The sequence below is a fragment of the Rhizobium rhododendri genome, assembly GCF_007000325.2.
GTDB lineage: Bacteria > Pseudomonadota > Alphaproteobacteria > Rhizobiales > Rhizobiaceae > Rhizobium > Rhizobium rhododendri.
Genome location: NZ_CP117267.1, coordinates 2,973,753 through 3,000,527, shown reverse-complemented (window position 1 = coordinate 3,000,527; position 26,775 = coordinate 2,973,753). Strand labels below are relative to the sequence as shown.

The 26,775-nt window shown below is 60.5% G+C and carries 31 protein-coding genes; 19 read left to right on the top strand and 12 right to left on the bottom strand.

Going from position 1 to position 26,775, the window contains the following annotated elements; all coding sequences use genetic code 11:
• The first annotated feature begins 105 nt into the window (after window positions 1–105).
• The 4 genes from PR018_RS14605 (at window position 106) to PR018_RS14590 (ending at window position 3,041) form a co-directional block, all read left to right on the top strand.
• A complete protein-coding gene (locus PR018_RS14605) occupies window positions 106–753 on the top strand; it encodes a hypothetical protein (RefSeq protein ID WP_142824668.1) in 648 nt (215 codons plus the stop codon).
• Window positions 754–916: 163 nt separating this feature from the next.
• A complete protein-coding gene (locus tag PR018_RS14600; protein ID WP_142824669.1) occupies window positions 917–1,525 on the top strand; it encodes a hypothetical protein in 609 nt (202 codons plus the stop codon).
• A 226-nt stretch (window positions 1,526–1,751) separates the two neighbouring features.
• Complete coding sequence (locus PR018_RS14595) at window positions 1,752–2,306, top strand: hypothetical protein (RefSeq protein WP_142824670.1); 555 nt, start codon at window positions 1,752–1,754, stop codon at window positions 2,304–2,306.
• A gap of 87 nt (window positions 2,307–2,393) precedes the next feature.
• The gene (locus PR018_RS14590; protein WP_142824671.1) at window positions 2,394–3,041 is read left to right on the top strand and encodes a hypothetical protein; all 648 of its coding nucleotides are present in this window, start codon (window positions 2,394–2,396) and stop codon (window positions 3,039–3,041) included.
• A gap of 126 nt (window positions 3,042–3,167) precedes the next feature.
• On the opposite strand, the gene PR018_RS14585 is transcribed toward PR018_RS14590, so the two are convergent.
• The 3 genes from PR018_RS14585 to PR018_RS14575 all read right to left on the bottom strand — a co-directional run bounded on the left by PR018_RS14585 (window position 3,168) and on the right by PR018_RS14575 (window position 7,381).
• On the bottom strand, window positions 3,168–3,938 hold the full coding sequence (locus tag PR018_RS14585) for a Bax inhibitor-1/YccA family protein (protein ID WP_142824672.1): 771 nt from the start codon (window positions 3,936–3,938) through the stop codon (window positions 3,168–3,170).
• A gap of 189 nt (window positions 3,939–4,127) precedes the next feature.
• Window positions 4,128–6,674, bottom strand: coding sequence for an ABC transporter permease (locus PR018_RS14580; RefSeq protein ID WP_142824673.1), 2,547 nt, complete (start codon window positions 6,672–6,674; stop codon window positions 4,128–4,130).
• Complete coding sequence (locus PR018_RS14575; protein ID WP_142824674.1) at window positions 6,671–7,381, bottom strand: ABC transporter ATP-binding protein; 711 nt, start codon at window positions 7,379–7,381, stop codon at window positions 6,671–6,673. The genes PR018_RS14580 and PR018_RS14575 overlap by 4 nt, the downstream gene beginning before the upstream one ends.
• 72 nt (window positions 7,382–7,453) lie before the next feature.
• Between PR018_RS14575 and PR018_RS14570 the strand changes: the two genes are divergently transcribed.
• Both PR018_RS14570 and thpR read left to right on the top strand, forming a co-directional pair.
• A complete protein-coding gene (locus PR018_RS14570; protein WP_111219682.1) occupies window positions 7,454–8,104 on the top strand; it encodes an arylesterase in 651 nt (216 codons plus the stop codon).
• Window positions 8,105–8,170: 66 nt separating this feature from the next.
• The gene (gene thpR / locus PR018_RS14565) at window positions 8,171–8,764 is read left to right on the top strand and encodes an RNA 2',3'-cyclic phosphodiesterase (protein ID WP_142824675.1); all 594 of its coding nucleotides are present in this window, start codon (window positions 8,171–8,173) and stop codon (window positions 8,762–8,764) included.
• On the opposite strand, the gene PR018_RS14560 is transcribed toward thpR, so the two are convergent.
• Window positions 8,698–9,177, bottom strand: a complete 480-nt coding sequence (locus PR018_RS14560) for a low molecular weight protein-tyrosine-phosphatase (RefSeq protein ID WP_142828779.1) — start codon at window positions 9,175–9,177, stop codon at window positions 8,698–8,700. The genes thpR and PR018_RS14560 overlap by 67 nt on opposite strands.
• A gap of 35 nt (window positions 9,178–9,212) precedes the next feature.
• Here PR018_RS14560 and PR018_RS14555 point away from each other — a divergent pair, with 35 nt between their 5' ends.
• Window positions 9,213–9,518: a 4a-hydroxytetrahydrobiopterin dehydratase gene (locus PR018_RS14555; RefSeq protein ID WP_142824677.1), complete on the top strand. Its 306-nt coding sequence runs from the start codon at window positions 9,213–9,215 to the stop codon at window positions 9,516–9,518.
• Window positions 9,519–9,576: 58 nt separating this feature from the next.
• Window positions 9,577–9,966, top strand: a complete 390-nt coding sequence (locus PR018_RS14550) for a YkvA family protein (protein WP_142824678.1) — start codon at window positions 9,577–9,579, stop codon at window positions 9,964–9,966.
• A gap of 25 nt (window positions 9,967–9,991) precedes the next feature.
• On the opposite strand, the gene PR018_RS14545 is transcribed toward PR018_RS14550, so the two are convergent.
• On the bottom strand, window positions 9,992–10,546 hold the full coding sequence (locus tag PR018_RS14545; RefSeq protein ID WP_142824679.1) for a sigma-70 family RNA polymerase sigma factor: 555 nt from the start codon (window positions 10,544–10,546) through the stop codon (window positions 9,992–9,994).
• A gap of 338 nt (window positions 10,547–10,884) precedes the next feature.
• Here PR018_RS14545 and PR018_RS14540 point away from each other — a divergent pair, with 338 nt between their 5' ends.
• Both PR018_RS14540 and rlmN read left to right on the top strand, forming a co-directional pair.
• Entirely contained in the window at window positions 10,885–11,442 is a 558-nt protein-coding gene (locus PR018_RS14540) for an invasion associated locus B family protein (protein WP_142824680.1), read from the top strand.
• 246 nt (window positions 11,443–11,688) lie between these two features.
• Window positions 11,689–12,924, top strand: a complete 1,236-nt coding sequence (rlmN, locus tag PR018_RS14535; RefSeq protein WP_142824681.1) for a dual-specificity RNA methyltransferase RlmN — start codon at window positions 11,689–11,691, stop codon at window positions 12,922–12,924.
• A 146-nt stretch (window positions 12,925–13,070) separates the two neighbouring features.
• Here the strand turns inward: rlmN and PR018_RS14530 are convergent, their stop codons facing one another.
• Both PR018_RS14530 and PR018_RS14525 read right to left on the bottom strand, forming a co-directional pair.
• On the bottom strand, window positions 13,071–13,712 hold the full coding sequence (locus PR018_RS14530) for a LysE family translocator (RefSeq protein WP_142824682.1): 642 nt from the start codon (window positions 13,710–13,712) through the stop codon (window positions 13,071–13,073).
• A gap of 60 nt (window positions 13,713–13,772) precedes the next feature.
• Complete coding sequence (locus tag PR018_RS14525; RefSeq protein ID WP_142824683.1) at window positions 13,773–14,633, bottom strand: SDR family NAD(P)-dependent oxidoreductase; 861 nt, start codon at window positions 14,631–14,633, stop codon at window positions 13,773–13,775.
• A gap of 50 nt (window positions 14,634–14,683) precedes the next feature.
• On the opposite strand from PR018_RS14525, the gene PR018_RS14520 reads away from it, so the two are divergent.
• The 3 genes from PR018_RS14520 to PR018_RS14510 all read left to right on the top strand — a co-directional run bounded on the left by PR018_RS14520 (window position 14,684) and on the right by PR018_RS14510 (window position 16,584).
• Window positions 14,684–14,962 (top strand): type II toxin-antitoxin system ParD family antitoxin, encoded by a 279-nt coding sequence (locus PR018_RS14520; protein WP_263432435.1) that lies wholly within the window; start codon window positions 14,684–14,686, stop codon window positions 14,960–14,962.
• Window positions 14,959–15,177 (top strand): type II toxin-antitoxin system RelE/ParE family toxin, encoded by a 219-nt coding sequence (locus tag PR018_RS14515; RefSeq protein ID WP_142824684.1) that lies wholly within the window; start codon window positions 14,959–14,961, stop codon window positions 15,175–15,177. The genes PR018_RS14520 and PR018_RS14515 overlap by 4 nt, the downstream gene beginning before the upstream one ends.
• 183 nt (window positions 15,178–15,360) lie before the next feature.
• Entirely contained in the window at window positions 15,361–16,584 is a 1,224-nt protein-coding gene (locus tag PR018_RS14510) for an argininosuccinate synthase (protein ID WP_142828781.1), read from the top strand.
• 65 nt (window positions 16,585–16,649) lie between these two features.
• Here the strand turns inward: PR018_RS14510 and PR018_RS14505 are convergent, their stop codons facing one another.
• Window positions 16,650–17,129 carry a MarR family winged helix-turn-helix transcriptional regulator gene (locus PR018_RS14505; protein ID WP_111219706.1) on the bottom strand — a complete coding sequence of 160 codons (480 nt, stop codon included), beginning with the start codon at window positions 17,127–17,129 and terminating at the stop codon, window positions 16,650–16,652.
• Between the two features lie 150 nt (window positions 17,130–17,279).
• On the opposite strand from PR018_RS14505, the gene PR018_RS14500 reads away from it, so the two are divergent.
• From PR018_RS14500 to ppa, 5 genes are all read left to right on the top strand, one after another.
• Complete coding sequence (locus PR018_RS14500; protein WP_142824686.1) at window positions 17,280–17,921, top strand: LysE family translocator; 642 nt, start codon at window positions 17,280–17,282, stop codon at window positions 17,919–17,921.
• Window positions 17,922–18,037: 116 nt separating this feature from the next.
• A complete protein-coding gene (locus tag PR018_RS14495) occupies window positions 18,038–20,101 on the top strand; it encodes a M3 family metallopeptidase (protein ID WP_142828782.1) in 2,064 nt (687 codons plus the stop codon).
• Window positions 20,102–20,288: 187 nt separating this feature from the next.
• Window positions 20,289–22,103, top strand: a complete 1,815-nt coding sequence (gene typA, locus PR018_RS14490; RefSeq protein ID WP_142824688.1) for a translational GTPase TypA — start codon at window positions 20,289–20,291, stop codon at window positions 22,101–22,103.
• Between the two features lie 203 nt (window positions 22,104–22,306).
• A complete protein-coding gene (locus PR018_RS14485) occupies window positions 22,307–22,813 on the top strand; it encodes a GNAT family N-acetyltransferase (RefSeq protein ID WP_142824689.1) in 507 nt (168 codons plus the stop codon).
• 184 nt (window positions 22,814–22,997) lie between these two features.
• Complete coding sequence (gene ppa, locus PR018_RS14480) at window positions 22,998–23,540, top strand: inorganic diphosphatase (RefSeq protein ID WP_142824690.1); 543 nt, start codon at window positions 22,998–23,000, stop codon at window positions 23,538–23,540.
• On the opposite strand, the gene PR018_RS14475 is transcribed toward ppa, so the two are convergent.
• Window positions 23,541–23,855: a DUF167 domain-containing protein gene (locus PR018_RS14475; RefSeq protein ID WP_142828784.1), complete on the bottom strand. Its 315-nt coding sequence runs from the start codon at window positions 23,853–23,855 to the stop codon at window positions 23,541–23,543. It abuts the gene before it with no gap.
• Window positions 23,852–24,196: a YggT family protein gene (locus PR018_RS14470; RefSeq protein ID WP_142824692.1), complete on the bottom strand. Its 345-nt coding sequence runs from the start codon at window positions 24,194–24,196 to the stop codon at window positions 23,852–23,854. The genes PR018_RS14475 and PR018_RS14470 overlap by 4 nt, the downstream gene beginning before the upstream one ends.
• A 104-nt stretch (window positions 24,197–24,300) precedes the next feature.
• Between PR018_RS14470 and PR018_RS14465 the strand changes: the two genes are divergently transcribed.
• Window positions 24,301–25,554, top strand: a complete 1,254-nt coding sequence (locus PR018_RS14465) for an MFS transporter (RefSeq protein ID WP_142828786.1) — start codon at window positions 24,301–24,303, stop codon at window positions 25,552–25,554.
• A 5-nt stretch (window positions 25,555–25,559) separates the two neighbouring features.
• On the opposite strand, the gene PR018_RS14460 is transcribed toward PR018_RS14465, so the two are convergent.
• Window positions 25,560–26,291: a glutamine amidotransferase gene (locus PR018_RS14460; protein ID WP_142824694.1), complete on the bottom strand. Its 732-nt coding sequence runs from the start codon at window positions 26,289–26,291 to the stop codon at window positions 25,560–25,562.
• Window positions 26,281–26,766 (bottom strand): tellurite resistance TerB family protein, encoded by a 486-nt coding sequence (locus PR018_RS14455; protein WP_142824695.1) that lies wholly within the window; start codon window positions 26,764–26,766, stop codon window positions 26,281–26,283. Before PR018_RS14455 ends, PR018_RS14460 begins: the two co-directional genes overlap by 11 nt.
• Window positions 26,767–26,775 lie beyond the last annotated feature (9 nt).

Here is a 26,775-nt window from a genome sequence, read left to right as displayed (position 1 = left end):
GCATCCAAGGACAACCAGGAGAGGATCGCTAGTATCCACAGCAACAAAAGAGAAAGCCGAAGCAATTCAATTGTTCTCAAACGAATAGCGACAGGAAACGATACAATGTCGATCGATGCACAAGCGGGCGCCGGCACCACCTTCGAGCTGAAGGCCACCAACGACTCCAGCCTTCCGGGGCAGAATTATTTCAACGTCTATCCACCGATACTGACAAATCTGGACGCCAAAGCCCAGACCCTTGTCGCTCTGGTCTCCGATGCGACGAGCAAAGGGCAATCCACAACGATGACATGGCAAGGCGGTAACGGTGCGCTGTCGTTGTTTGCCGTCACGGCCGGAGCTAGCCGCGTCACCGAGCCTAGCACCGCAGTTGCGCTGGGCGACACCGTGGTCGTCGACTGGGCGGCCGGCGCTTTCACGATCACCCCCGCAGCCGGCGGCCCAGCAGACAGCATTCAGGTGTCGTTCACCGCCCAGGTCCCGCCTGGCACAAAGCTCGGCCTGGTGGTGGGTCCAGGATCGATTCTGGTTCGGCCAGCGATGGGCCAAGCAGTACTCACCCTGACGCCTGACATGTCTCTCGTTGCAACGGTGTCGTTCGGTACTGCCTTTCAGCTGCCGCCACCGCCTGTCTCCGATGTCAGCCAGCCGAGGCAGGTGACGTTCCAGCCGGGGACATCGAGCAGCGGCCTGCTCGCAACCGCAGAGATCTCTGTCGGAGTGACCGACGAGATCGTCCAGCTCGGCTAGCTGCAATTTCCGATTGCCCGGCTTCCGCCACCGAGCCGGGCATCCTCGCCGTCTCCATGCTCCGCACGACTTGAGCGGCGAGGCGGGCCGGCACCGCATCCTCCCCTGGGCGGTGCCGGCCTCTTGATCACAGGGGATCTTCCCGAAACGAAAGGCGACGACAATGACGACTTACTCTCTGACATGCATCAATAACTCGCAGATGTCCGGCAGCTTTGCGGTCTTCCAGAAGCCACCACCGATGACCATTCCCGGTAACATCTTTTCGCTGGCCTGGTTCGCCCGGCCAACGGCCGTGTCCAGCAAAGTCACCTTTACCTGGGGTCTCGACTACAGCTTCGTCTGGTCGGAGACTGGCCTGCTGCAGCCGGGCATCAACTTTGCCGCAACACAGAATGTCGCAGCAGATCCGAACGGGCAGAACGTCGTGCAGCTGACGCAAGACGGTTTCGGGGCCACCACCTTTGCCAATCCCGCCGGTACGGGTGCAATCGGCTCCCTGACGATCCAGCAGCTGTCCAACGTCCAGCCCAACTACACGTCAGTCGGCATCGGCATGGCGGGATCCGGGACCCACGCCGTCCAGGCGGCTCCGAACATGACGGCCGTCTTCACGCCGCATCCAAACTACTGGGTGATCTTCGGCAACTACACGACGGGCGACGTCATGGACATCGAGGACATCAGCTCGGCGGTCGAGGTGACGTACGGCGGCGCGCTGACATCGCGGACGGCCACGCTCGGCCTGAACAACCTGATCACCACAGCCTGATCTTCGGCACGGCGGCCCTGTTGCTGCCGTGCTGGACCTCTGCGGGCAACCTGCCGCAGATCCTGAGATGGCAACGGCCTTCTTTGACAGACTTCGGAGCGTCCCAAGCACGCTCTGCCTAGCCCCCCAAACATTGCGGTGACCCGTCACCGCTTCTGCATTTCCGGCAACGCTCTGCGCATGGTGCGACGAGCGACCACTCCCTTATTGTGAAAAGGAAAGTCCAATGAAAATCGACAAACTGCGTCACAGCCTGTTGGCAGCGATGCTTGCCTCTTTCACCACCATCGGTCTCGCGAACCATGCCCAGGCCTATGACGTCTATCATACGGTACATGCCGCCGCGAATGGCACCGTGGACTGGAGCCTGGCGAGCTTCGGTGTCAGCGGCGTCAACCCGAACCTGTCGTTTTTTTACGCCGCTAGCGACGTGGAGGCGCAGCAACTTTTGCCCCGATATGAATGCTTTGTTAAAGTCCATCTTGCCAATACCGTTGCTCACCCGCTGCAAAATGCCCAGGATATCGTCGGCGATGTGAGCGTTGCCATCGGCGGTCCGAACAATCCTCTGCCTTTTCCATGGAGAATTGTTTTCGACAATGTGCCGCCAGGCCATTGGAACATCGGCAAGGGCGAAATGGTAAACATGGTGCCACAGCCTCCTCCCTCAAATAATACAGCCTCCAGGGTCGCGGCCTTGGGCTTTCATAATCTCGCCTTCAATGCCAATAATTTCGGCGTAACGGTCATCAACGGCTCGCAGCAAAATTGCGTGCGCTGAAGGTTTCCCGGTAGATTTGAGTTCTTCCGGTAAAAGTGTTTCGCCGCTGGGCAACCTTGCCTGGCGGCTTCCCAATGGGAGTCCCGCATGGCAATCCTTCATCACGCCTTTCGTTGCCCGGCTACGGCCGAATTCGACCAGAAGGTTTCAACTTTGCTGGCCGCGTGGAGCCGGCGCGACTACCGAGAGCTTTCGACCTTGGCGCTGGGCGCGTATGGCTCGCTGGCAGAGCGCGAAGATCTGCGATCGGCGTTCCGCCTCCATCAAGAGGGAGTTGTTTCGTCGTGGATGCAGCCACAGTTCATAAGCCCGGGGCTCGCTGCCCTAGCTACACTGGCCGGTGCCTTCGTTCCCATTCCCGGCCTTAGCGCCAGCAACGATGCCAACCATCACCTGCTGGAGACGCAGCTGCCCCTGCTGGGTTGGTCGTCGGAGGACATCAGCTTCCTTCTCAGGGGAAATCCGGTTGAAGCGATGCTGGAAAGCTACGCTGCGCCGGCCGTGAAGCTCGATCAAGGCGGCTACCGCGACACCGGTGGCTGGACGCCGGGACGCATCGGACAGGCGCTGAAGAAACGCCTCGATCACTTGGCTAGAGGCATCCCGCCACACGCCGACGACCAGACCCTGGCTGCGTGGTCACTTTTAAAGGAGAGCCATGCCCTTGCCGATGCGCAGGCAATGCTGGCAGAGATCACCGATCGAGACTGGCTGGTGATGACCATCACCGCGTGACGACCGCTGGCAAGATCTATCTCAGCGGTCATCGAACTGAAAAACAATACAGAAACGGGGGCAGCGATGCCCCCGTATGGTCGATTTCTCGTCTCAAAAGACTTCTCGGAGCCTGGCGCCTGAGCCTTACTTCCGGTTGCCCATGAACTGCAGCAGGAACATGAACAGGTTGATGAAGTCGAGGTACAGGGTCAGGGCGCCCATGATGGCCTTGCGGCCGGCAACGACGTCGTCGTCTGCTTCGAAGTACAGTTCCTTGATCCGCTGGGTATCGTAGGCCGTGAGGCCGGCGAAGACCAGGACGCCGATTGCCGAGATGGCAAACTGCAGGGCCGAGGACTGCATGAAGATGTTGACGACCGAGGCGATGATGATGCCGAACAGGCCCATCATCAGGAACGAACCCATCGCCGACAGGCTGCGCTTAGTCGTGTAGCCGTAGAGCGAAAGCGCACCGAAGGCGGCAGCCGTGATGAAGAACGTCTGGACGACGCTACCAGTCGTATAGACCAGGAAGATCGACGACAGCGACAATCCGACCAGGCCCGCATAGACCATGAATGTCGTCCGAGCAGCGGACACGCTCATGTTGTTGATGCGGAAGCTCAGGAAGAACACGGCAGCCAGGGGCGCCAGCATGATGACCCACTTCAGCGGCGAGCCGTAGACGGCAACGCCGGCGCTGGTCAGCATGACGCCGTGGAAATTGGCCGCTGCCTGTGTCGGATCAGTGGTCGTGGTGAGTGCGATCAGGGCGTAGGCGGCGACGCCCGTCAGCACCAGACCCAGTGCCATCAGGTTATAGACCTTCAGCATGTAGCTGCGAAGGCCCTCGTCGATCACTGCGCCCGATTGCGCGCCGGTTGCCCGGTTGGGGAAATTACGAAAGTCAGCCATGTTTTCCTCTTTCAAGCTCCGAGTGGATGACGGTGTCGGGCACTTCAGTCCCGGGCGCCGCTGCGGAGCTCCAGCATGCCTGACGAGAATATGAGGCTTTCGAGGCGCGCGTACAAGAGCCAACGATCTGCAATCGGGTTAAATCGATGTAACCTCGGGGCTTTTGGCCGCCTGGGTTAATGGCGGACCCTAGAGTTCGCGCAGCACGGGTGCTGCTTTCTGGCCTAGAATGCGCCACGTGCCGATGAGGCCGATGCCGACCGTCAGCACCAGAGCGATGACAATTGTCGAAAAGGCGACGTCCGGCAGGAAGCTTGACGGCAAATGCATGATCCGGCTGACGATGTACCACGCCGCGACCGAGCCGGCAGCGAGCGCAAAGATCGCCGTTGCCACGCCGAGGATGAGGTATTCGTAGGTGAAGGCGCGGATCAGCATGGCGCGGGTCGCCCCCAGCGTCTTCAGCACCACGGCATCGTGGGTGCGGGCCCTGTTGCCGGCGGCAAGCGCACCGGCCAGCACCAGCACCGAGGCGATCAGCGCGATCGAGGCGGCGGCACGGATGGCTGTCGCCAGCTGGGCCACGAGGGAGTTGATCATGTCGAGCGCATCCTTGACGCGGACGCTGGTGATAGTCGGATAGGCATTGGTCACGGTTCGCAGGATCGTCGCCTCCTGCTCGGCCGTCGCGGACGGGTCTGTCAGCGTCGCCAGCCAGGCGTGTGGCGCGCCCTTGAAGGTGTTCGGGGTGAAGATCATGACGAAATTGATCGACAGCGATTGCCATTCCACCTTGCGGAAGTTGGCGATCTTGGCCGTCATGTTGCGCCCGAGCACATTGACGGTGACGCTGTCTCCGAGCTTCAAGCCCAGCGCCTTGCCTTCCTCCTGCGAGAACGACACCAGCGGTTCGCCGGTATATCCCCTGTCCCACCACTTGCCTTCGGTGATGGCGGCATTTTCCGGCGGCGTTTCGGCATAGGTGATGCCTCGGTCGCCGCGCAGCACCCATTGGCCGGCCGGCGGGACCTGCCGCTTGGTAACGTCCTCGCCGTTGAAGGCGGTGATGCGGCCGCGCAGCATCGGCACCTCGGTCAGTTTGCCCTTTGGCGCCTGCGCTGAGACCAGCGTCTTGAAGCCATCGAGTTCGCTGCCCTGGATATCGACGAAGAAGAAGTTCGGCGCCCTGTCTGCCATGTGGCCGGTCAGTTCGCGCCGCATGTTGCTGTCGATCAGCGTCAAGGTCACCAGCAGTGCCAGGCCGAGGCCGAGAGACAACACGACGGATGCGGTCAGCGCGCCCGGCCGGTGGATGTTGCCGATAGCAAGCCGCAGTGCCGGCGAATTGACGCGCGGACTGCGCTTTGCGAGCCATGCCAGGCCCCAGGCGACCAGCCGCAGGACTGCGAAGGCCACCGCGATGGCCACGATGAAGACGATGGCGATAAAGCGGTCATAGGCGGTAAAGACGGCAAGCGCGGAGAGGGCTGCGAGCAATAGCGCTGCGCCGAGGAGATAGGGCCAGGACGGCAGCTTGCGGGTCTCGAAGCCCTGCTCGCGGAACAGCGCCGTCGCCGGCACTTCGCGGGCGTGGCCGAGCGGCAGGATCGCGAAGGCGAGCGTGGTCAGGAGGCCGAACAGCGCGGCCAGCGTCAGCGCACCCGGGTAGAGGGTCGGCGCTGTCGAGACCGGCAGGAACTGCGCCATGAACTGAGACGCGAAAATCGGGGCTATCGCGCCGATCACAAGGCCGACAAGAATGCCGGCGAGCGCGATCAGGGCGATCTGGATCAGATAGATCATCACCACGACGGAGGCGGGAGCGCCGAGGCATTTGAAGGTTGCGATGGTCGTGCGCTTGCTGTCGAGAAAGGCGCGCACGGCATTGGCCACCCCGACGCCGCCGACGATCAGCGCCGTCAGGCCGACGAGGGTGAGGAATTGCGAGAAGCGGGTGATGTTGTCGGCCAGCGACGGTGCTGCCTTGTCGCTGGTGCGGATCGACCAGCCGGCTTGCGGAAAGGCCTTGTTGGCACGGTCTGCAATGCCTTTCAGTCCATTGGCAGGGTCTGCCATGCGGATCTTGTAGCCATGCTCGACGAGGCTGCCGTTCTGCACCAGGCCGGAGGCTGTCAGGGCATCGGCGCTGGTGAGCAATCTCGGCGCAAAGGCGAAGCCCTCGGAAATCGCGTCGGGTTCGTTCTTGATCGTGCCTGAAATTCGCAGCTTGGCGCTGCCCAGCAGCAGTTCGCTGCCGATTTTCAGGTTGAGGCGATCGAGCAGCAGGGGCGCTACCAGCGCGCCATAGGTGCCGTCCTTTTCCGCCAGAAGCGTCGAAAGCGGCTGATCCGGATCAGCTTCGAATTTGCCATAAAGCGGATAGGCCTGATCGACGGCCTTGACCTCGACCAGTGACTGGTCGGTACCATCCGGCAGGCGCGCCATCGATCGCACACCGGTCGACGCAGAAAGCGTGCCGAGGCCTTTGAGATAGGACATCTCTTCTGGCGTTGCCTCGCGATTGTTGATTTCGAAGCGCACGTCGCCGGCCAGCAGCGTCTGGCCCTGCGTTGCGATAGCATCGGTGATCGAGCGCGAAACGGAATTGACGGCGGCGATGGCGCCGGTGCCGAGCGCGATACAGGCGAGGAAGATATAAAACCCGCGCAAGCCGCCACGCAGTTCGCGCAGCGCCAGACGGAAGGCGAGTGAAAGGCGGGCGCCGCCGAGCGTCATGCGAAAATCGCCTGCTGGTCGGACGTCTTCGTGTTGTCGCTGTCGATTGCGCCGGAGCGGACGCGGATCTGGCGCGAGCAGCGGGCCGCCAGCGCGTTGTCGTGGGTGACCAGCAACAGGGTCGTGCCGCGCTCGGCCTTCTTTGCAAACAACAAGTCGGCGATCTGCCGGCCGGTATCGGTGTCGAGGTTGCCGGTCGGTTCGTCGGCGATGATCAGGGCCGGCGAGGGGGCAAGCGCGCGGGCAATCGCCACCCGCTGCTGTTCGCCGCCCGAGAGCTGGCCGGGATAATGGGTGAGACGTTCGCCCAGCCCGACGGACTGGAGCTCCCGGCGGGCGATGTCGAAGGCATCCCGCACATTGGCCAGTTCCAGCGGCACCGCGACATTTTCCAGCGCCGTCATGTTGGCGATCAGGTGGAAGGACTGAAAGACAATGCCGATGTTGCGGCCGCGAAAATCGGCGACCTTGTCTTCGCTGAGCGCATGCAGCGGGGTGTCGCGAATGATGATTTCGCCGCTGTCGAGGCTCTCCAGCCCGGCCAGAACCATCAGCAGCGTCGATTTGCCTGATCCGGAAGGACCGACGATGCCGACGGATTCGCCTTCGAAAATGGTCAGGTCGATGCCTTTCAGCACATGCACCGACGCGGCGGCGTTGCCCAGCGTCAAATCCGCCTTCTTCAGCTCGATGATTGTTTTAGCCAATGAGAACTGCCCTATATAAGCGAAGACGGGCCGCTGCTGCGCGCCCAATGCAGGCAATCTAGGGAATCGATCATGCGTTTTAAAGTTGCCGGGTTTCAATTCGTCGTCATTGCCGCTGCCCTTGTGTTCGGCCTCTGCGGTCCGGCGGCCGCAAGAACCATCCAGCTGGTCGGTCTCGGCGACAGCCTGATGGCCGGTTACATGCTGCCACCGGGCGACGGTTTTCCGGCAAAGCTCGAGGCCGCGTTGAAAGCCAAGGGGCTCGATGTCGCGGTTTCCGATGCCGGTGTGTCCGGCGACACGACCTCCGGCGGGTTGGCGCGGACAGACTGGTCGGTGCCAGACGGTACCGATGGCGTCATTCTCGAACTCGGCGCCAACGATGCGCTGCGTGGCATTGCACCGGAGGAGAGCGAGAAGAACCTCGATGCGATCATCGCCAAGCTGAAGGAACGCAAAATTCCCGTTCTTCTGGCAGGCATGCTAGCGCCGCCGAATATGGGTGGGGATTACGCCGCCCGTTTCAACCCGATCTACAAGCGGCTGGCCGACAAGTACCAGTTGCCGTTGTACCCATTCTTCCTTGACGGCGTTGCCGCTCAGGCAAAGTTGCAACTGCAGGATGGCATGCATCCCAATCCTGAAGGGGTCGATGTCATGGTACAGCGGATTATGCCACAGGTGACAAGTTTCATTGGGACGATCGCTGCGGTGCAGAAATAGACACTTGCGCCGCATTTGATTGCGTGATTCGCTGCATGTATCTGCAAAAGATTCGGGGATCTCGCCATGCCGAGACTGTTTACCGCCCTCGAAATTCCCCGTAACGCGGCGATGAGCCTGTCGTTGTTGCGCGGTGGTCTACCGGGCGCCCGGTGGATTGACGTAGAGAACTACCACATCACCTTGCGCTTTATCGGGGACGTCGACGGCCGGACCGCCGATGAAATCGTCGAGCGCCTGGACCGGATCGAAAGGCCCGAATTCCAGATCAAGCTAGATGGCATCGGTGCCTTCGGCTCCAAGAAACCGCATTCCGTCTGGGCCGGGGTCACGCCCAACCCCGAAATGTATGCCCTGCAGGGCGAGATCGAGCGGATCTGCCAGCGGGTCGGCCTGTCGGCGGATCCCCGGAAATTCATGCCGCACGTTACGCTGGCCCGGTTGAAATCGTCCCGTCTGGACGATGTCGCGCACTATCTCTCCGGCCGCGGCAATTTCCAGACATCGCTGTTCACGGCGTCACGCTTTGTGCTGCTATCGTCTCGGGAATCGGTGGGCGGCGGTCCGTATCTGACGGAAGAGATTTTTCCGCTTCACGAGGTGCGAACTTTCCCGGCGGTTTCCAGCAAGGCCTTGCAGCCGGTCAAGAGCATGCTGTAGGCACGGTCAAAATCATCCCGGCCGCCGTAGTAGGGATCCGGGATGTCTTCGCCGGTTTCCAGCGCATACCGATTGAAGAGATGCAGCTTGGCCGCGTTTGCGCCACTCGCCATCTTTTCGAGAACCCTTAAATTGTCACGATCAAGCGCCAGGATCAGGTCGAAATGATCGAAGTCGGCAGCTGCGATGCGGCGTGCGCGCTGGGCCGCGATATCGATGCCGTGCGCAGCGGCAACAGCGATCGAGCGCGGATCGGGCGGGTTGCCCTGATGCCATCCGCCCGTGCCGGCCGAGTCGATATCGAACTCTGCGGCGCGTCCGGCGTTTATTGCCATATGTTTGAAAATTCCTTCGGCGAGCGGCGAGCGACAGATGTTGCCCATGCAGACGAAGAGGATCTTGAAGCGATGCATACGAACTTTCGACTGTTCAAACGAGGGCCACCGACATGAAATACGACAAACTTGAAGCGACGGCCATAGAAGAAAAGATGACCGGCCTAGAAGGCTGGACGCTTGCGGGGGACGCGAAATCGATCACCAGAAGCTTCAAATTTGCCAACTTTCGCGAAGCCTTCGGTTTCATGACGGAAAGCGCGCTTGCGGCGGAAAAGTTCGATCATCATCCCGAATGGTTCAACGTCTACTCGAAGGTCGAGGTGACGCTGACCACCCATGATGCCGGCGGATTGACGGAGCAGGATTTTCGCATGGCGAAAGCGATGGACAAGGCTGCGGCCGGCCGTATCGGTTGATTGCTCGAGCGGCCGCTTCCATATGTGTGCCTCAAGGGTCCCACAGGATTTTCTAGCAATGCAAGATATCAAGTTCGGCGAAATTCTTCTTCCTGGCGATGACGATACCCGTCAAAGCCGGGAGAAGACCGTGCGCCGCAAATTCTGGCCGGCGCTTCGCAAGGCAATCCGCTACGTCCCGTTTGCGCGCGACATGGTGGCTGCCTTTTACTGCGCTCTCGATCCGCAAACGCCTGCGCGCGTGCGAGGCATCTTGCTGGCAGCGCTTGCCTATTTCGTGATGCCCTTCGATATCATTCCGGATTTCATGGCAGTCGTGGGCTACACGGATGATATAGCGGTGCTGACGGCAGCGTTTCGCATGGTCAGCGGGCATATCAACGAAAGTCACTACGATGCCGCCGACCGGGCGCTGGCGGATGAACTGGATGCCGGCAAGCCGGCCTAGCAGGTGAGCGCAGGCAGACGGCGACCTAGACTGCCTCAAGCCGTTTCTTAAGCTTGCCGAAAGCCAGCCTGATGCGCGACTTGACAGTCCCGAGCGGCAGGCCGGTGATGGCAGCGATCTCCGAGTGCGATTGTCCGAGGAAGAATGCGGCGCGCAGAAGTTCCTGCTGTTCGTGCGGCAACTCGGCCATTGCAGCGCGCACCTGTGCATCGCGGTCTTCGTATTCCATGACGACGTCGGCCGCCAATTCGCCGATTGGCTGCAATCCCGGATCATTATCGTCGAGCACACGAATTTTTGATCGACGCTGCATATCGATGCGGCGATTGCGGGCAATACGGAAAATCCAGGTCGACAGCGAAGAGCGCGCCGGGTCGTATAGCCCAGCCTTGTGCCAGAGGACGATCATCACCTCCTGGACAAGCTCCTCTGCCTCTCCATCGGCCATGCGCTGCCGCAAAAGCCAGGACTTCAGCCTTGGCGCGAAGTAGTCGTACAGATGGGAAAACGCCGTCTGGTCACGGCGCTCGGCAACGGCCCTGGCGAGGACAGCAAAGCGCTGTTTTTCCTTCGCATCCATTTCCCCTCCACCTGCCCCCCAGCTCTTGCAACTCGCAACCGTCGTCCGAATGGTTTATGAGGTACAGCGGATTTTATAAACGTCAAACTCTTGCCTGAATCTTTCTGTCTTAAATCGCTATAAAGGCTGGCGATCTCGCCAATCAGGTCCATCTATCTTCAGAAGTTTCGACAATCCATCGATCATCGCTTGACTGAATCGGCACAGTTAAGAGGCAATCGACCATCCCATTGACGGTTTGGTAACCGAAATTACGCCAAAATAAGGCGCCTCGTGAATACGCATCTCCCGACGAAATTCACGTCGGGCTCTGGATCGCAAGAAACCGGCAGGAAATCATGTTTGTAAAAAGCTCCGCAATCGCCCTCACGCTCGTTCTGGCCACCGCCGGCATCGCATCCGCTCAGAAAACCAAGCCAAAGGCCGCGCCTGCGGCTGCCGCCCAGACGCAATCTGCAGCGCCGACCCGCATCAAGCAGTTCGATGCCTGGGGTGCCTATTCCTACCAGTCGGGAACCGGCAAGGTGTGCTACGTCCTGTCGGTGCCGACGGCAAAGCTGCCGGCAACGGGCATCGACCACGGCGACAACTTCTTCATCGTCACCCAGCGCCCCGGCCAGAACATCTCCTACGAGCCCCAGGCGATGATGGGCTATGTGCTGAAGGAAAACTCCAAGGTCAACGTCACCATCGACAACAAGACGTTCGTGATGTTTACCAAGGACAAGGCTGCATGGGTCGAGAACGCCGCACAGGAGCCGGCTTTGGTCTCGGCCATGAAGACCGGCCACTCCCTGACCGTCACCGCGACGTCGAAGAAGGGTACGGGGACATCCTACACCTACTCGCTGGCTGGCATTTCCGCCTCGCTGAAGCAGATCGAGAGCTGCAAGTAGGCTGAGCCGGGTTTCGCTTTTCGTGTGTGAAAAGCGCGGGTGCAAGATCATGGAGGCTGGCCTTGCGCCGGCCTCTGGCATTTTCAGGGGGATGACGGGCGACGAAATTAGTGCTATTGCCGCCGCGAACTGCGGATGTGCCTGCGATGCTGTCGCCCCTTCCGTCACCGAATTCAATTTCAATACCCTAGATCGCGCCTGCAGCTTCCTCGAAGCACGGCAGGCATCAACCTTTTGGATGATCCCATGTCCGTGATAGATGCCATGACCATTGCCAAGCCCGCTTCGGCGCCCGTCGTGCGCGGTGGCGAAGCTCTGCCGAAGCCGTCTTTGATCGGCCTGACGCGCGAGGAGATGGGGCAGGCACTGCGCGACAAGGGCGTTCCCGAAAAGCAGATCAAGATGCGCGTCAGCCAGTTGTGGAACTGGCTGTATGTGCGCGGGGTGTCTGATTTCGACGCCATGGTCAACGTTGCCAAGGACATGCGCGAAATGCTGAAGCAGCATTTTACCATCGCCCGCCCGGAGATCGTCGAGGAGCAGGTCTCCAACGACGGCACCCGCAAATGGCTGATGCGTTTTCCGGCACGCGGTGCAGGACGACCGGTCGAGATCGAAACCGTCTATATCCCGGAGGAAGGCCGCGGGACGCTGTGCGTCTCCAGCCAGGTCGGCTGCACCCTCACCTGTTCCTTCTGCCACACCGGCACCCAGCGGCTGGTCCGCAACCTGACGGCCGAGGAAATCCTCTCGCAGCTGCTGCTGGCACGCGACCGGCTCGGCGACTTCCCCGATCGCGATACGCCTGTGGGTACCGCCATGCCTGCCGAAGGCCGCAAGGTCTCGAACATGGTGATGATGGGCATGGGCGAGCCGCTCTATAATTTCGAGGCCGTGAAGACCGCCCTGCTGATCGCCTCCGACGGTGACGGCCTGTCGCTGTCGCGTCGTCGCATCACGCTTTCGACCTCGGGCGTGGTGCCGGAGATCTTCCGCACCGGTGACGAAATCGGCGTCATGCTGGCGATATCGCTGCACGCTGTGCGCGACGATCTGCGCGACATCCTGGTGCCGATCAACAAGAAGTATCCGCTGAAGGACCTGATCGACGCCTGCCGCAAATATCCCGGCCTGTCGAACGCCCGCCGCATCACGTTCGAATATGTGATGCTGAAGGACGTCAACGACAGCCTGGAAGATGCCAAGGGGCTCATTCAGCTGCTTAAGGGCGTGCCGGCAAAGATCAACCTTATCCCGTTCAATCCCTGGCCTGGCAGTAATTACCAGTGTTCGGACTGGGAGCAGATCGAGAAATTTGCCGATTTCATCAATGCGGCCGGCTATGCCTCGCCGATCCGTACGCCACGCGGACGCGATATTCTCGCCGCCTGCGGCCAGCTGAAATCGGATTCGGAGCGCATGCGCAAGACCGACCGCCTCGCCTTTGAAGCGATGATGATCGCCAACCACGGCGAGGACTGACGGTCAACGGGCGAAGTCGTTCGCAACGAGCAGACGAAACTGACGGCGACCCATTTCGACGGGATTGCAATTGCGATCTTTGCGGTCGGCGCGCTCGGGTGCGTTGATCTATATCACCCGCAGGGATGGCCGACCACGCGACGTACTTAGCGCGCGTGGGTAAGCAGGATCTTCGCCGCGAAGATCGAGAAGACGCCGGCGAAGGTGTAGTCCATGCCGCGCAAGACTTTCCTGTTGTTCTGCAGCCACGAGGCCAGCCTGTCTGACGCGAGCACGACCAGGGCGTTCACCGGCATGCCGACCGAAATGAACAGAAAACCGAAGAAGAGCAGCTTCTGGGTGACGGCCGGATCGCCGGCAGTGACGAACTGCGGCAGGAAGGTCATGAAGAAGATGATGACCTTCGGGTTCAGGAGGTTGACCCAAAACCCGCTCGCCATGTTCGACAGCGGTGACACTTTCGGCTCTTCCACGGCATTGACGCTGAGTTTCGAGCCGAAGCGGATGGCCTGAACAGCGAGCCACAGGAGATAGGCCGCGCCGCCGGTCTTCAGGATTGTGAAGGCAACCGGAGAGGCCGTGATCAGGGCCGATATCCCAAACGCCACCAGCATCGTGTGGACGACGATTCCGAGGCTGGTCCCAAGTACGACAAACAGCGCAGGCGTCTTGCCCTGCGACAGGGCGCGGCTGATCGAAAGCGTCATGTCCGGGCCTGGCGTTGCGGCCAGAAGAAGGCTTGCGGCGACAAAAGCGAGCGCCGTCGCAAAGCTCGGCAGGAAGTCCATGGCAGGCTCCTCGGATCAAAGGTTTCCAGGATGCCTACCTTGTTTAGCGGCTGTTGCCAATCAGCCCTTGCCGGCGACAAAGGCCTTGAATGCGTCATCGTACCCCCCGTGCCAGCGCGACAGCGGAGGCCTGTTTTCGACGATATCGCCAGCGGCCCAGAGAATTCGCTTTTCATCCAGTGAACGGGGCACATCGTTGTCGGGGCAGAGGATGTAGAAATCGTCGCGCTCAAGACTTTTCATCATGAAATCGACGGTCTCGTCCGGTGTCCAGGCGGCGGCGGGCTTCTCCGTGCGGTCGCCCTTTGTAAGAGGTGTGTAGACAAAGCCCGGTATCAGCAGGTGGGCGGTGATACGGCAACCTTCCGTGTTGCGAAGTTCATGCTGCAGCGCCTCGGTGAAAGCCTTCACGCCGGCCTTGGAGACGTTGTAGGCAGGGTTTCCCGGCGGCGTGGTAATGCCCTGCTTGGAGCCGGTGTTGATGATCATGCCCGGCTCGCCGTGGCCGATCATGTGCGGCCCGAATGTCCTGGTGCCGTTGATCACGCCCATCATGTTGACGCCGAGAATGTTGTCCCAGGCGGCCTGCGGGCTGAAGATCGATGTCTCCGGGCCGATGCCGGCATTGTTCATCAGTACATGGACGCGGCCGAAGCGCTGGATGACGGTGCGCTCCAGGGCGTCCAGCGATTCCTTGTCACTGACATCGGTCTCGATGGCCATGACATGTTCGTCGCTACCATTGGAAAGGGCGATGATCTCTTTCTTTGCCTTTGCCAACCGGTCGCCACCGAGGTCTACCAAGACGACGCTCATGCCGCGCGCAGCAAAGTTTTTGGCAGCGGAAAAGCCGATGCCGGAAGCGCCACCGGTTATGACGGCGACGTTGGATTTTGCGAATACGGCTTGTGCGTTCGTCATGTCGTCGCTCCCGGTTGAGACATTGTTTTGGCGCTAGCAGATATGGTAGATTGAACGACCAAGTCAAATGGCAGGAGGGGACTGTGACGAAGGTCATATCCGTGACGCTCGATCCGCAGATGGATGAATTTATCGATGAGCAGGTGAACGGCGGATTTTACGGCTCGGCCGAAGAGGTCGTCGAGGCATCCCTGCAACTTCTTCGACAGCGAGCCGAGTTGGAGGCAATTCGCGCGGCAATCGCTGAAGGTGAAGAATCCGGGGAGCCGCAGCCGTTTGATTTCGATGCTTTCATCGAAAGAAAACGTGCCAACCGGCTTCAACGATGAAGCGTTTGGTCTACTCGCCTAAAGCGGCGGGCGACCTCGATGAAATATATGACTATACCGAGGCAAACTGGGGATTTCAGCAGGCGGAGGATTATGTCCTTGAAATTCGCGCCTGTTGCGAGGCCGTTTCAACGGGGGCAAAATTCGGACTGCTGGCCGCTCGGATAAAGCATGGCTACTTTCTTATTCGCAGCGGTGCACATTTCATCGTTTAGAAAGCCGATGCGCGCGCGGTCACAATCATTCGTATCCTGCATCAACGTATGAATATTACTGCGCATCTGCGCTGAATGCCGGCTTCAGTTTGTCTTGCGCATGGCGCTAATCTCGATAAAAGTGCCGCGACATCAAGATTTGCGGCGTCCGGCGCCGCGCGCATAAAAACGGACCTCATCATCATGGTATCGCACAAAGACGTGAAAAAAGTCGTTCTCGCTTATTCCGGCGGTCTCGACACCTCAATCATCCTGAAATGGCTGCAGACGGAACTCGGCGCCGAAGTCGTCACCTTCACTGCCGATCTCGGCCAGGGCGAAGAGCTGGAGCCGGCCCGCAAGAAGGCCGAGATGATGGGCATCAAGGAAATCTACATCGAGGACGTCCGCGAAGAGTTCGTCCGCGATTTCGTCTTCCCGATGTTCCGCGCCAATGCCGTCTATGAAGGCGTCTACCTGCTCGGCACGTCGATTGCCCGGCCGCTGATCTCCAAGCACCTGATCGAGATCGCCCGCAAAACCGGCGCCGATGCGATTGCCCACGGCGCGACCGGCAAGGGCAACGACCAGGTTCGTTTCGAACTCGCTGCCTACGCGCTGAACCCCGATATCAAGATCATCGCCCCCTGGCGCGACTGGGACTTCAAGTCGCGGACAGACCTGCTGGCCTTTGCTGAAGCGCACCAGATCCCGGTTGCCAAGGACAAGAAGGGCGAAGCGCCGTTCTCGGTCGACGCCAACCTGCTGCACTCGTCCTCCGAGGGCAAGGTTCTGGAAGACCCGTCGCAGGAAGCGCCGGAATATGTGCATATGCGCACCATTTCTCCGGAATCCGCACCCGACAAGGCGACCATTATCAAGGTCGGCTTCGAGCGTGGCGATGCGGTGTCCGTCAACGGCATCAGGATGAGCCCGGCGACCTTGCTCGCCACCCTCAACGACTACGGCCGGGACAACGGTATCGGCCGTCTCGATCTCGTCGAGAACCGTTTCGTTGGCATGAAGTCGCGCGGCGTCTACGAGACGCCGGGCGGCACGATCCTGCTGACCGCCCACCGGACGATGGAATCGATCACGCTCGATCGCGGGGCTGCGCATCTGAAGGATGAACTGATGCCGCGCTATGCGGAGCTCATCTATTTCGGCTTCTGGTATTCGCCGGAGCGCGAAATGCTGCAGGCGGCGATCGATAAGAGCCAGGAGCATGTGGAGGGCGAAGTGACGCTGAAGCTCTACAAGGGTAATGTCATGGTCATCGGCCGCGAGAGCCCGAAGTCGCTGTATTCCGACAAGCTGGTCACCTTCGAGGACGACCAGGGCGCCTACGACCAGAAGGATGCAGCCGGCTTCATCAAGCTCAACGCCCTGCGCCTGCGCACGCTCGGCAAGCGCAACCTGTCGAACTGAGCCATCGAGCTCAGCCTGATCAAGGCCTGTCACCGCTCATGGTGGCGGGCCTTTTTCGGGTAAATTCAGCTATCTGTGATCGGAGCGTTTTCGATTGCGGGTTGTTCGACTTTCTGCAGGTTGAGCCGGAAGCTTTTGAGAGCCTTGCTCACGTCGCACAAAGCCTGCTCGTCCAGCCCCATCGTTGCTTCCTGCTGGACGGCCGCGATTTCGATGCTGATGGCGCGGATCATGTCTTCCGCAGCATCCGACAGGAGTATCCGCTTTGCACGGCGGTCCAGGGGGTCGGGCTGGCGTTCGATCAGGCCGCGGGCCTGCAGACGGTCGAGGAAAGCGCTCACCGTCATCGGCTCAAGCCCCATGCGTATAGCGATGTCGAGTTGTCGGCTGCCGTTGACCGCAGCGATCTGAACGAGGGTTCTTGCCTCGCCGGCGGTGATGCCGAGGCCGGCCGACGAGATGCGTTTCTCGAAAGCCATTCGCATCAGCCGTGCACAATCGGCGACGAGAAATGCGAGCGTATCCGTATCTATTGTGATGCTCATTGCGTTTCTCGGCTCTTTATCGCGGTTCTCTCTGGTTTTCCTTAATCACTCTATAGCGTGAACACAATTGAATCTTTGCCGGCGACAAGGGCGCCTTGACGCCCGCAGTGCCGGCGTTAAGCTGGCCGCAAATCAAGCGGAAACCGTGCCATGACCTCCTCCCTGATTGCCGGCACTTTCCTTGCCGCACTGTTTTACGTGCTCATTCCCGGTCCGGCTTTTCTGGCGCTGCTGGGAATAGGTGCAGGCCAGGGGCGAAGGGCGGGGGCGCTTTTCATGTGCGGCCATCTGTTCGGCGACCTCATGTGGTCTGCCCTGGCCCTGACCGCAATCATCGGTGCGCGGACCATCGGCAGCCTCGTATTCGATCTGCTTGGCTTGTTCTGTGGCCTCTATCTCGCCTGGATCGGCTGGCACGCGGTGACCGCCAAGCCCCGGGTCGACGGTGCGGCGATGATCGCAGTCGAGCGCCCCTTCCGACGCGGCCTTATCTTCGGCGCCACCAATCCAAAGGGATATCCGGTGGCGCTCGCGACCTTCACGGCGCTTGTCGCCGGTTCGGCCAGTGCCTTGCAGTTCAGCGAGCTTCCGTTGCTGCTGGGCGTTGCCTTTGCCGGGTTCGTGGCCGCCGATATCATTCTGATCGGTATCATCGGTGCCGGCGCCGTGCGGCGGCTCTATCGGTCCCACGAACGCGTCATCGTGCGCTGCTCCGGGGTTTTGTTCATGGGTTTTGCTGCGCAGGCGCTCTTGCATTCCGCGCCGGGGCTGCTCGGGTGGCGCAGGGCCTGATGCCTCTCCAACATGTCGCCGCCGCACCGTTTTGCTGAGAGGCTGCGATCACCATACCATTGCCGGTCCGGGGTTCTTATATGCCCGTGACCAATCTGATGCCGAAAGGATGTCCCATGTCATCGCAACTCTCCGTCAATCCCGCCCTCGTCGAATGGACAGGGCATGAGGGACTGCCGCACTTCGACCGCGTCCATGACGCCGACTTTGGGCCAGCCTTTGATGCTGCCATGGAACTGCACAACGGCGAGATCGACCAGATTGCCAACAATCCGGAGCCACCGACTTTTGCCAACACCATCGTCGCCTTGGAGATCGTCGGCGACGAGTTGTCGCGCGTCTCGTCGCTGTTCTGGAGCAAGGCCGGTGCCCATACCAACGACGTGATCCAGGGCCTGGAGCGCGAGATCGCGCCCAAGATGTCACGCCACTATTCGAAGATCGGCATGAACGCGGCGCTGTTTGCCCGGATCGATGCACTCTGGGAAATGAGAGATACGCTCGGCCTGACGCTCGAGGAAAGCCGCGTGCTGGAGCGCCACTGGAAAGGCTTCGTGCGCTCTGGCGCAAAGCTCGCAAAACCGGAGCAGGAGCGGCTGGCTGCAATCAACGAGACGCTGGCAGGCCTCGGCGCCAGTTTCGGCCAGAACGTGCTGGCCGACGAGAAGGGCTGGGCGCTGGTCCTGTCCGACGCGGCCGATCTTGCCGGCCTGCCGGGGTTTGTCACCGAGGCCATGGCGGCAGCTGCCACGGAGCGTGGGGATGCGGGCAAGTATGCGGTGACGCTGTCGCGCTCGATTATCGAGCCGTTCCTGACCTTTTCCGAGCGTCGCGACCTGCGCGAGCAGGCGTTTGAGGCCTGGGTGGCGCGCGGCCGCAACGGCGGGGAGACGGACAATCGCGACATCATCCGCCAGACGCTGGCGCTGCGTTTCGAAAAGGCAAAGTTGCTCGGCTATGGCAATTATGCCGAACTGAAGCTCGACAACACCATGGCGAAGACGCCCGAGGCGGTGAACCATCTGCTGACCACGGTCTGGGCCAAGGCTGTCGCCAGGGCGCGGGAAGAAGAGACGGATATTGCCGCCTTGATCAAGGCAGGCGGCGGCAACCACGATGTCATGCCCTGGGACTGGCGCTTCTATTCGGAAAAGATCCGCACGGAGCGGTTTGATTTTTCCGAGGCCGAACTGAAGCCCTACCTGCAGCTCGACAAGATCATCGCAGCCTGCTTCGACGTTGCCGGCCGCCTCTTCGGCCTTCATGCCGTCGAGATCCACGATGCGCCCGCCTATCATCCGGATGTCCGCGTCTTTGAAATCCGCGACCGTTCCAACAAGCTCATCGCGATGTTCCTCGGCGACTATTTTGCCCGGCCGTCGAAGCGTTCCGGCGCCTGGATGAGTGCCTTCCAGTCTCAGCACAAGCTGCCGTTGAAGAACGGCGCTTTGGGCGAGCGGCCGATCATCTACAATGTCTGCAATTTCGCCAAGCCGGCCGAGGGCAAGCCGGCGCTGTTGTCGATGGGGGATGCCTACACGCTGTTCCACGAGTTCGGCCATGCGCTGCACGGAATGCTCTCCGATGTCACCTACCCGTCGGTTGCCGGCACAGGCGTATCGCGCGATTTCGTCGAATTGCCGTCACAACTCTACGAGCACTGGCTGACGGTGCCCGATATCCTGAAGACCTATGCCGTGCACTACCAGACCGGCGAGCCGATGCCGCAGGCGCTGCTCGACAAGGTTCTGGCCGCCCGGACTTTCAACTCCGGATTCAATACCGTCGAGTTCACATCGTCGGCGCTCGTCGACATGGCATTCCATACGCGTGGGCCGGTCGAGGATCCGATGGCGGAACAGGCGGAGATTCTGGCCACGCTCGGCATGCCGAAATCGATGGTGATGCGGCACGCCAGCCCGCATTTCCAGCATGTTTTTGCCGGGGACGGATATTCGGCCGGCTACTATTCCTACATGTGGTCCGAGGTGCTCGATGCCGACGCCTTCGCAGCCTTCACGGAAACCGGCGACGCCTTCAATCCCGAGATGGCCGAGAAGCTGAAGGCTCACATCTATTCGGTCGGCGGCTCCATCGACCCGGAAGATGCTTACCGGGCGTTCCGCGGCAAATTGCCGAGCCCGGATGCTATGCTGGCGCAAAAAGGCTTGGCCGCATAAGGCTTTGTGCCGGCGGTTGATCAATTGAACAGCATACCCTGTCCCAGCCATGCGATTGCGCTGGGGCAGGGAAGACGCTGCTTTGTCGCGCCCCCCCTTTCGCAAATGCGAAAAACAGGCTATGAGCGCCTCAACCGAAGATAAGGGCCGCACAATTGGCTGCCCGCAAACCCTCCGAGTAGCCCATATGTCTATGCGAAATATCGCGATCATCGCGCACGTTGACCACGGCAAGACGACGCTTGTCGACGAACTCCTGAAGCAGTCCGGTTCGTTCCGCGACAACCAGCGCACCGTTGAGCGCATGATGGATTCGAACGAACTCGAAAAGGAACGTGGCATCACGATCCTGGCGAAGGCGACCTCGGTCGTCTGGAGAGATGTTCGCATCAACATCGTCGACACCCCCGGCCACGCCGACTTTGGCGGCGAAGTCGAGCGTATCCTTTCGATGGTAGATGGCGCTATCGTGCTGGTCGATGCTGCCGAAGGCCCGATGCCGCAGACCAAGTTCGTGGTCGGCAAGGCGCTGAAGGTCGGCCTTCGCCCGATCGTCGCGATCAACAAGATCGACCGTCCGGACGCGCGTCACGAAGAAGTCGTCAACGAAGTCTTCGACCTCTTTGCTGCCCTCGACGCTACCGACGAACAGCTCGACTTCCCGATCCTTTACGGTTCCGGCCGTGCTGGCTGGATGAACACTGCACCAGAAGGCCCGATGGACCAGGGCCTCGGCCCGTTGCTCGACCTCGTGCTCAAGCATGTACCAGAGCCGACTGTCGGCGAAGGCCCGTTCCGCATGATCGGCACGCTGCTCGAAGCCAACCCGTTCCTCGGCCGTATCATCACCGGTCGCATCCATTCCGGTTCGATCAAGTCGAACCAGCCTGTCAAGGTCATGGGCGTCGATGGCAAGACCATCGAAACCGGCCGTATCTCGAAGATCCTCGCGTTCCGCGGCATCGAGCGCCAGCCGATCGAAGAAGCCTTCGCAGGTGACATCATCGCCATCGCCGGCCTTTCCAAGGGCACGGTTGCCGATACTTTCTGCGATCCGGCTGTTACCGAGCCGCTGCATGCCCAGCCGATCGATCCGCCGACCGTCACCATGTCCTTCATCGTCAACGACAGCCCGCTGGCCGGCACCGAAGGCGACAAGGTTACCTCGCGCGTCATCCGCGACCGCCTGATGAAGGAAGCCGAAGGCAACGTTGCGCTGAAGGTCGAAGAGTCGGAAGCCAAGGATTCGTTCTACGTATCCGGCCGCGGCGAATTGCAGCTCGCCGTTCTGATTGAAACCATGCGCCGCGAAGGCTTCGAACTGGCTGTGTCGCGTCCTCGCGTCGTCATGCATGACGACGAAAACGGCAACAAGCTGGAGCCGATCGAAGAAGTCGTCATCGACGTCGACGAAGAGCATTCCGGTATCGTTGTCCAGAAGATGTCCGAGCGCAAGGCCGAGATGGTCGAGCTTCGTCCGTCGGGCGGCAATCGTCTGCGTCTGGTATTCTACGCGCCAACCCGCGGCCTGATCGGCTACCAGTCGGAGCTTTTGACCGACACGCGCGGCACGGCGATCATGAACCGCCTGTTCCATAGCTACCAGCCTTTCAAGGGCGAAATCGGCGGCCGCAGCAACGGCGTCCTGTTGTCCAACCAGTCCGGGGAAGCCGTGGCCTACGCCATGTTCAACCTTGAAGATCGCGGCCCGATGATCATCGAGCCAGGTGAAAAGGTCTATGCCGGCATGATCATCGGCATCCACACGCGTGACAACGACCTCGAAGTCAACGTGCTGAAGGGCAAGCAGCTGACCAACATCCGGTCTGCCGGCAAGGACGAAGCTGTCCGCCTGACGCCGCCGATCCGCATGACGCTCGACCGGGCGCTCTCCTGGATCCAGGACGACGAACTCATGGAAGTCACGCCGAAGTCCATTCGTCTGCGCAAGACCTATCTGGACCCGAACGATCGCAAGCGTTTCGGCAAGAAGAGCGCATAAGGCTTTTCGACACCCAGAAGACCTCAAACCCCGGTGCTTGCATCGGGGTTTTTTATTTGCATGTTCGATTTTTGGCCTCTTGTGACATCCGTTAAAAAAGAGTTAACGTTTGGCGCTAGTCCACACATAAAGCCTGTGGGCAAATGGTTTCCGGCAATATTGCTGGATGGTTAATTTGCGGTTGCCGGGCCAAAGTAGGCGTTATGAAAACGTTATCGATTGATGTCCGGCGGGCTGAACCGCACGATGCCCGAGCCATTTCGGAGACGCATCGGCTGTCCTGGCAGTATGCCTACACCGGCATCATTCCACACCGTGCACTGTCGCAGATGATCGAGCGGCGCGGCGAAGCCTGGTGGCGCCGGGCGACGCGCGGACCGGCGACCCTGCTCGTTCTCGATGTTGCCGGCACCGTTGCAGGCTATGCGACACTTGGCCTCAACCGGGCAAGTGCGCTACCGCAGGAAGGCGAGATCTACGAGCTTTATCTCCGTCCGGAATATCAGGGGATCGGCCTCGGCCGTCTGCTGTTCGGCGAGGCGCGGCGGCTGCTGAAGTCGCTGGGCTGCAAGGGCATGGTTGTCTGGTGCCTGGAAGACAACGAGAATGCCGAGCGTTTCTATCGCAGCCACGGCGGGCTCGATTTCTGCGAGGGGCTGGAGACCTTTGGCGGCGAGCAGGTGAAGAAGATCGGCTTTGTCTGGCCGTAAGGCCGGCTGGCGATCACGGCGGTCGGGCATAATGCGGCGGCCGTCGTAATTTCGCCGCCAATTCATTTGTAGGTGTCGGGGTTTTTGGCCTTGGCTCAAAGCAGGCCATGCTTTCGAAGCGCTGTTGCCTTACCGGTTATTTCCGATTAAGTGGCTGGCAGCTATCATAGTTTAGGGGACTCCCATGCGCATCGACGCAATTTCCATTGGTAAAAATCCACCTGAAGACGTCAACGTCATCGTCGAAGTGCCGGTTGGCGGCGACCCGATCAAGTACGAAATGGACAAGGAAGCCGGCACGCTTGTCGTCGACCGTTTCCTCTACACGCCGATGACCTATCCAGGCAATTACGGCTTCGTGCCGCATACGCTGTCGGAAGACGGCGACCCGATCGATGTGCTGATCGCCAGCACCCGGCCGCTCGTTCCCGGCTGCGTCATCAACGTCCGCCCTATCGGCGTGCTGATGATGGAAGACAACTCCGGCAAGGACGAGAAGATCATTGCCGTCCCGTCGCCGAAGCTGACGCTGCGCTACGAGAAGGTCAAGGAATACACTGACCTGCCTGATATCACCATCAAGCAGATCGAGCATTTCTTCCAGCATTACAAGGATCTGGAGCCCGGCAAGTGGGTGAAGATCTATGGCTGGAAGGGTGCCAAGGAAGCCGGCGAATTGATCCTCGAAGCCATCGCTCGCCACAATGCGGCCGAGAAGAAGGCCTGATCAGGCTTCTACGACAGCATAGAGAGCCTTGCATATTTCCTCCGGGTCGCCGTCGATCCGGAGGATTTTTTTGCGCGCTGTGTCGCCGGAAATGATGCTGATGGAGGATTTCGGCAGGCCGAGCCTTTTCGCCAGCAAGGCGATCAGCGCCTTGTTGGCCTTGCCCTTTTCGGGCACATCGCTGACGCGCACCTTGATATGGACCTCGCCATCGGCGCCGGTCTCGATACCGTCTATCTCATCGCGGCCGCCATTCGGCGTCAGCCGGACGGACAATCGGACATGGTCTGCAAGCTTGCGCCAGGCGCTGCTCACATCGTCAGTTGAAGGAGGGCCGGGTAGACCGTGTTATGCAGGACCGCCTGAATGAAGAAGATGATCAGCAACACGACAATCGGCGAAATGTCGATGCCGCCGAGGTTCGGCAAGATGCGCCGGAGGGGATTGAGAACCGGCTCGGTGACATTGTAGAGGAAGCGGCCGACCGAGTTCACGAACTGGTTGCTCGAATTGATCACGTTGAAGGCGTAGAGCCATGAGAAGATGGCACTGGCTATCAGGATGTAGACGTAAAGCTGCAAGACGATATCAATGACTTGAAAGAGCGCCAGAAGTATTCCGGACATGTACGTCTCCATTTCGCGATTGACAGACATGTAGACATTGGCGAAGGCGCGAGCAAGTGGTATGCCCGCCGGCACGATGAATCATGTTTAACGGCCGTGGGGGATCTACGGCGGTCGCTAACGGAAAGCCGTTCATGTCGCTTATCTCGTCTGCGGATCGCTTCGCCGCATTCCGCCATGTTTCCTACACGCGTTTCTTCTTTGCCCGTTTTCTCGTTTCCTTCGCCGCGCAGATCATCAGTGTCTCCGTCGGCTGGCAGATGTACGACCAGACGGGCAGCGCCATCTACCTGGGCCTTATCGGCCTCGTGCAGTTCCTGCCGTCGCTGCTTCTGACGCTGGTCACCGGTTCGGTCGCGGATCGCTACAGCCGCCGCCACATCGTGGCAATCTGCACGCTGGTCGGTGCGCTCTGTGCCGTGGCGCTGTGGGTGATGACGTCGACGGGATCATTCGCACCGTTGCCGGTCTTCGGCATTCTCACCATCATGGGGATCGAACGGGCTTTCCTTGGGCCGGCCACACAGTCGCTGGCGCCCAATCTCGTCCCGCCAAAAGACCTGTCGAATGCCGTCGCCTGGAATTCGTCCTCGTGGCAGACTGCTGCAATCGTTGGTCCTGTTGCCGGTGGTCTGCTCTACGGTCTTGGACCAAGCTTTGCCTATGCGGTGGCCGCGGTATTTTCCATTCTCGGCGCCATCCTGATCCAGATGATTGCCAAGCCCGTCCAGCGGAGCACGGGGATGGCAACCAACTGGAGCACCATCCTCGCCGGATACCGCTTCATATGGTCTGAGAAGGTCGTACTCGGTGCAATTTCGCTCGACTTGTTCGCAGTGCTGCTCGGCGGCGCCGTGGCGCTGATGCCGATCTTTGCCCGCGATATCCTGACACTCGGACCCTGGGGGCTTGGGCTGTTGCGGGCAGCACCGGGTGTCGGCGCTATCGCTACGGCGGTGCTGCTGGCTACCTATCCGCTCCGTCATCGGGCAGGCGTCTACATGTTTGCCGGCGTGGCGATGTTCGGTGTGGGAACGCTGATTTTCGGCCTGTCCAGCACGCCCTGGCTGTCGATCGTTGCCCTGATGATCATGGGCGCTTCAGACATGATCTCGGTCTATGTGCGGGAAACCCTGATTGCCCTGTGGACGCCGGATCATGTTCGAGGCAGGGTCAATGCCGTCAACATGGTCTTTGTCGGTGCCTCGAACGAGCTCGGCGAATTCCGTGCGGGGACGATGGCCTCCGTATTCGGGGCGGTGCCGGCGGTCGTGATCGGCGGTGTCGGCACCTTGGCAGTGGCTATCATCTGGGCAATAGGCTTTCCGCAGCTGCGCAAGATCGACGCGCTGGATGCCCCGGATGAAAACGCCGCAGGGTCAGCCTGATCGGTTCAGGCCGCGACCGCGACCTGCGTCTCGAAGACGATATCGAGAAATTCCGACAGCCACTGCCTGAGCGCACCGTCGAAAAGCATACGGCCCTCCAGATGATCTCGACCTTGTTGGGCGTTGGGCAGTGCGAAGCGATGGGCACCATGGACGACCCAGCGCTGCATCATGGCACGGGTCAGTTCGGCGTGAAACTGCAGGCCCCAGGCGTTTTCGCCATAGCGGAATGCCTGGTTGGGGTAGGTATCGCCCTTGGCCAGGAGCTCCGCTCCAGCGGGCAGATCGAAGCCTTCGCGGTGGAAGTGGTAGACCATAGGCGGCCAGCGCATCAGCTGACGTCCGCGCTCGGTCGGATGCAGCGGATACCAGCCGATTTCAGCCTTTTCATCCGGCCGGGCCTGTACCTTGCCGCCGAGCTGGCGCACCAGCATCTGGGCACCGAGGCAGATGCCGAGGAACGGGCGGTTCTCTCGCAGCGGAACATCCAGCCAGCTGATTTCCGAGCGCACGAAGGGATCGCTGTCGTTGGCACTCATCGGTCCGCCGAAGACAACGGCGCCGCCGTGCGCCTCAAGGGTTTCCGGCAGGGGATCGCCGAGGACGGGACGGCGAATATCCAGGTCGTAGCCCTTCTGCAGCAGCATCTGCCCGACGCGCCCGGCGCTGGAGCGCTCCTGGTGCAACACGATCAGGATCGGCCGGCGGTGGCAGCTGTTGGCCGCCTCAATCCGCATCGTCGGCCTCCACGGCGAGGCCCGGCACCCGCGCCGCTGCCTCCTGCCGCTTCATGATGCGCTCGCGGCCGGACACGCCCAGCAACTCGGCGATCCGCCAGATGGCATCGTCTTCCATTTCGCTGCGCTCGCCATCGGCATAGACGATATCCCAGAGGATGCCGATCAGTTCTATGCGCTGGTCGCTGTCGAGATGGCGCTTGAGATCCGAGGTAAAGCGGAAATAGTCGACGGCCTCGTTCTCGGCCTCGGTGCCTGCCGCGATCAGCGCATCCAGCTCACGGCCATCGAGGCCATACTGGTCCTTGAGCAACCGGCGCAGGGCCTTCTTCTCGCTGGCCTCGACCTTGCCGTCGGCCTCCATCACCTGGATGCAGAGCGCCGCCACCGAGATCCGTGGATCGTCGGGCGCAAGGCCGGGCTTCGAATGATCTGTCGTCAGACTTTGAAAGAATTCCTGGAAGCGTTCAAACATGCGGTTTCA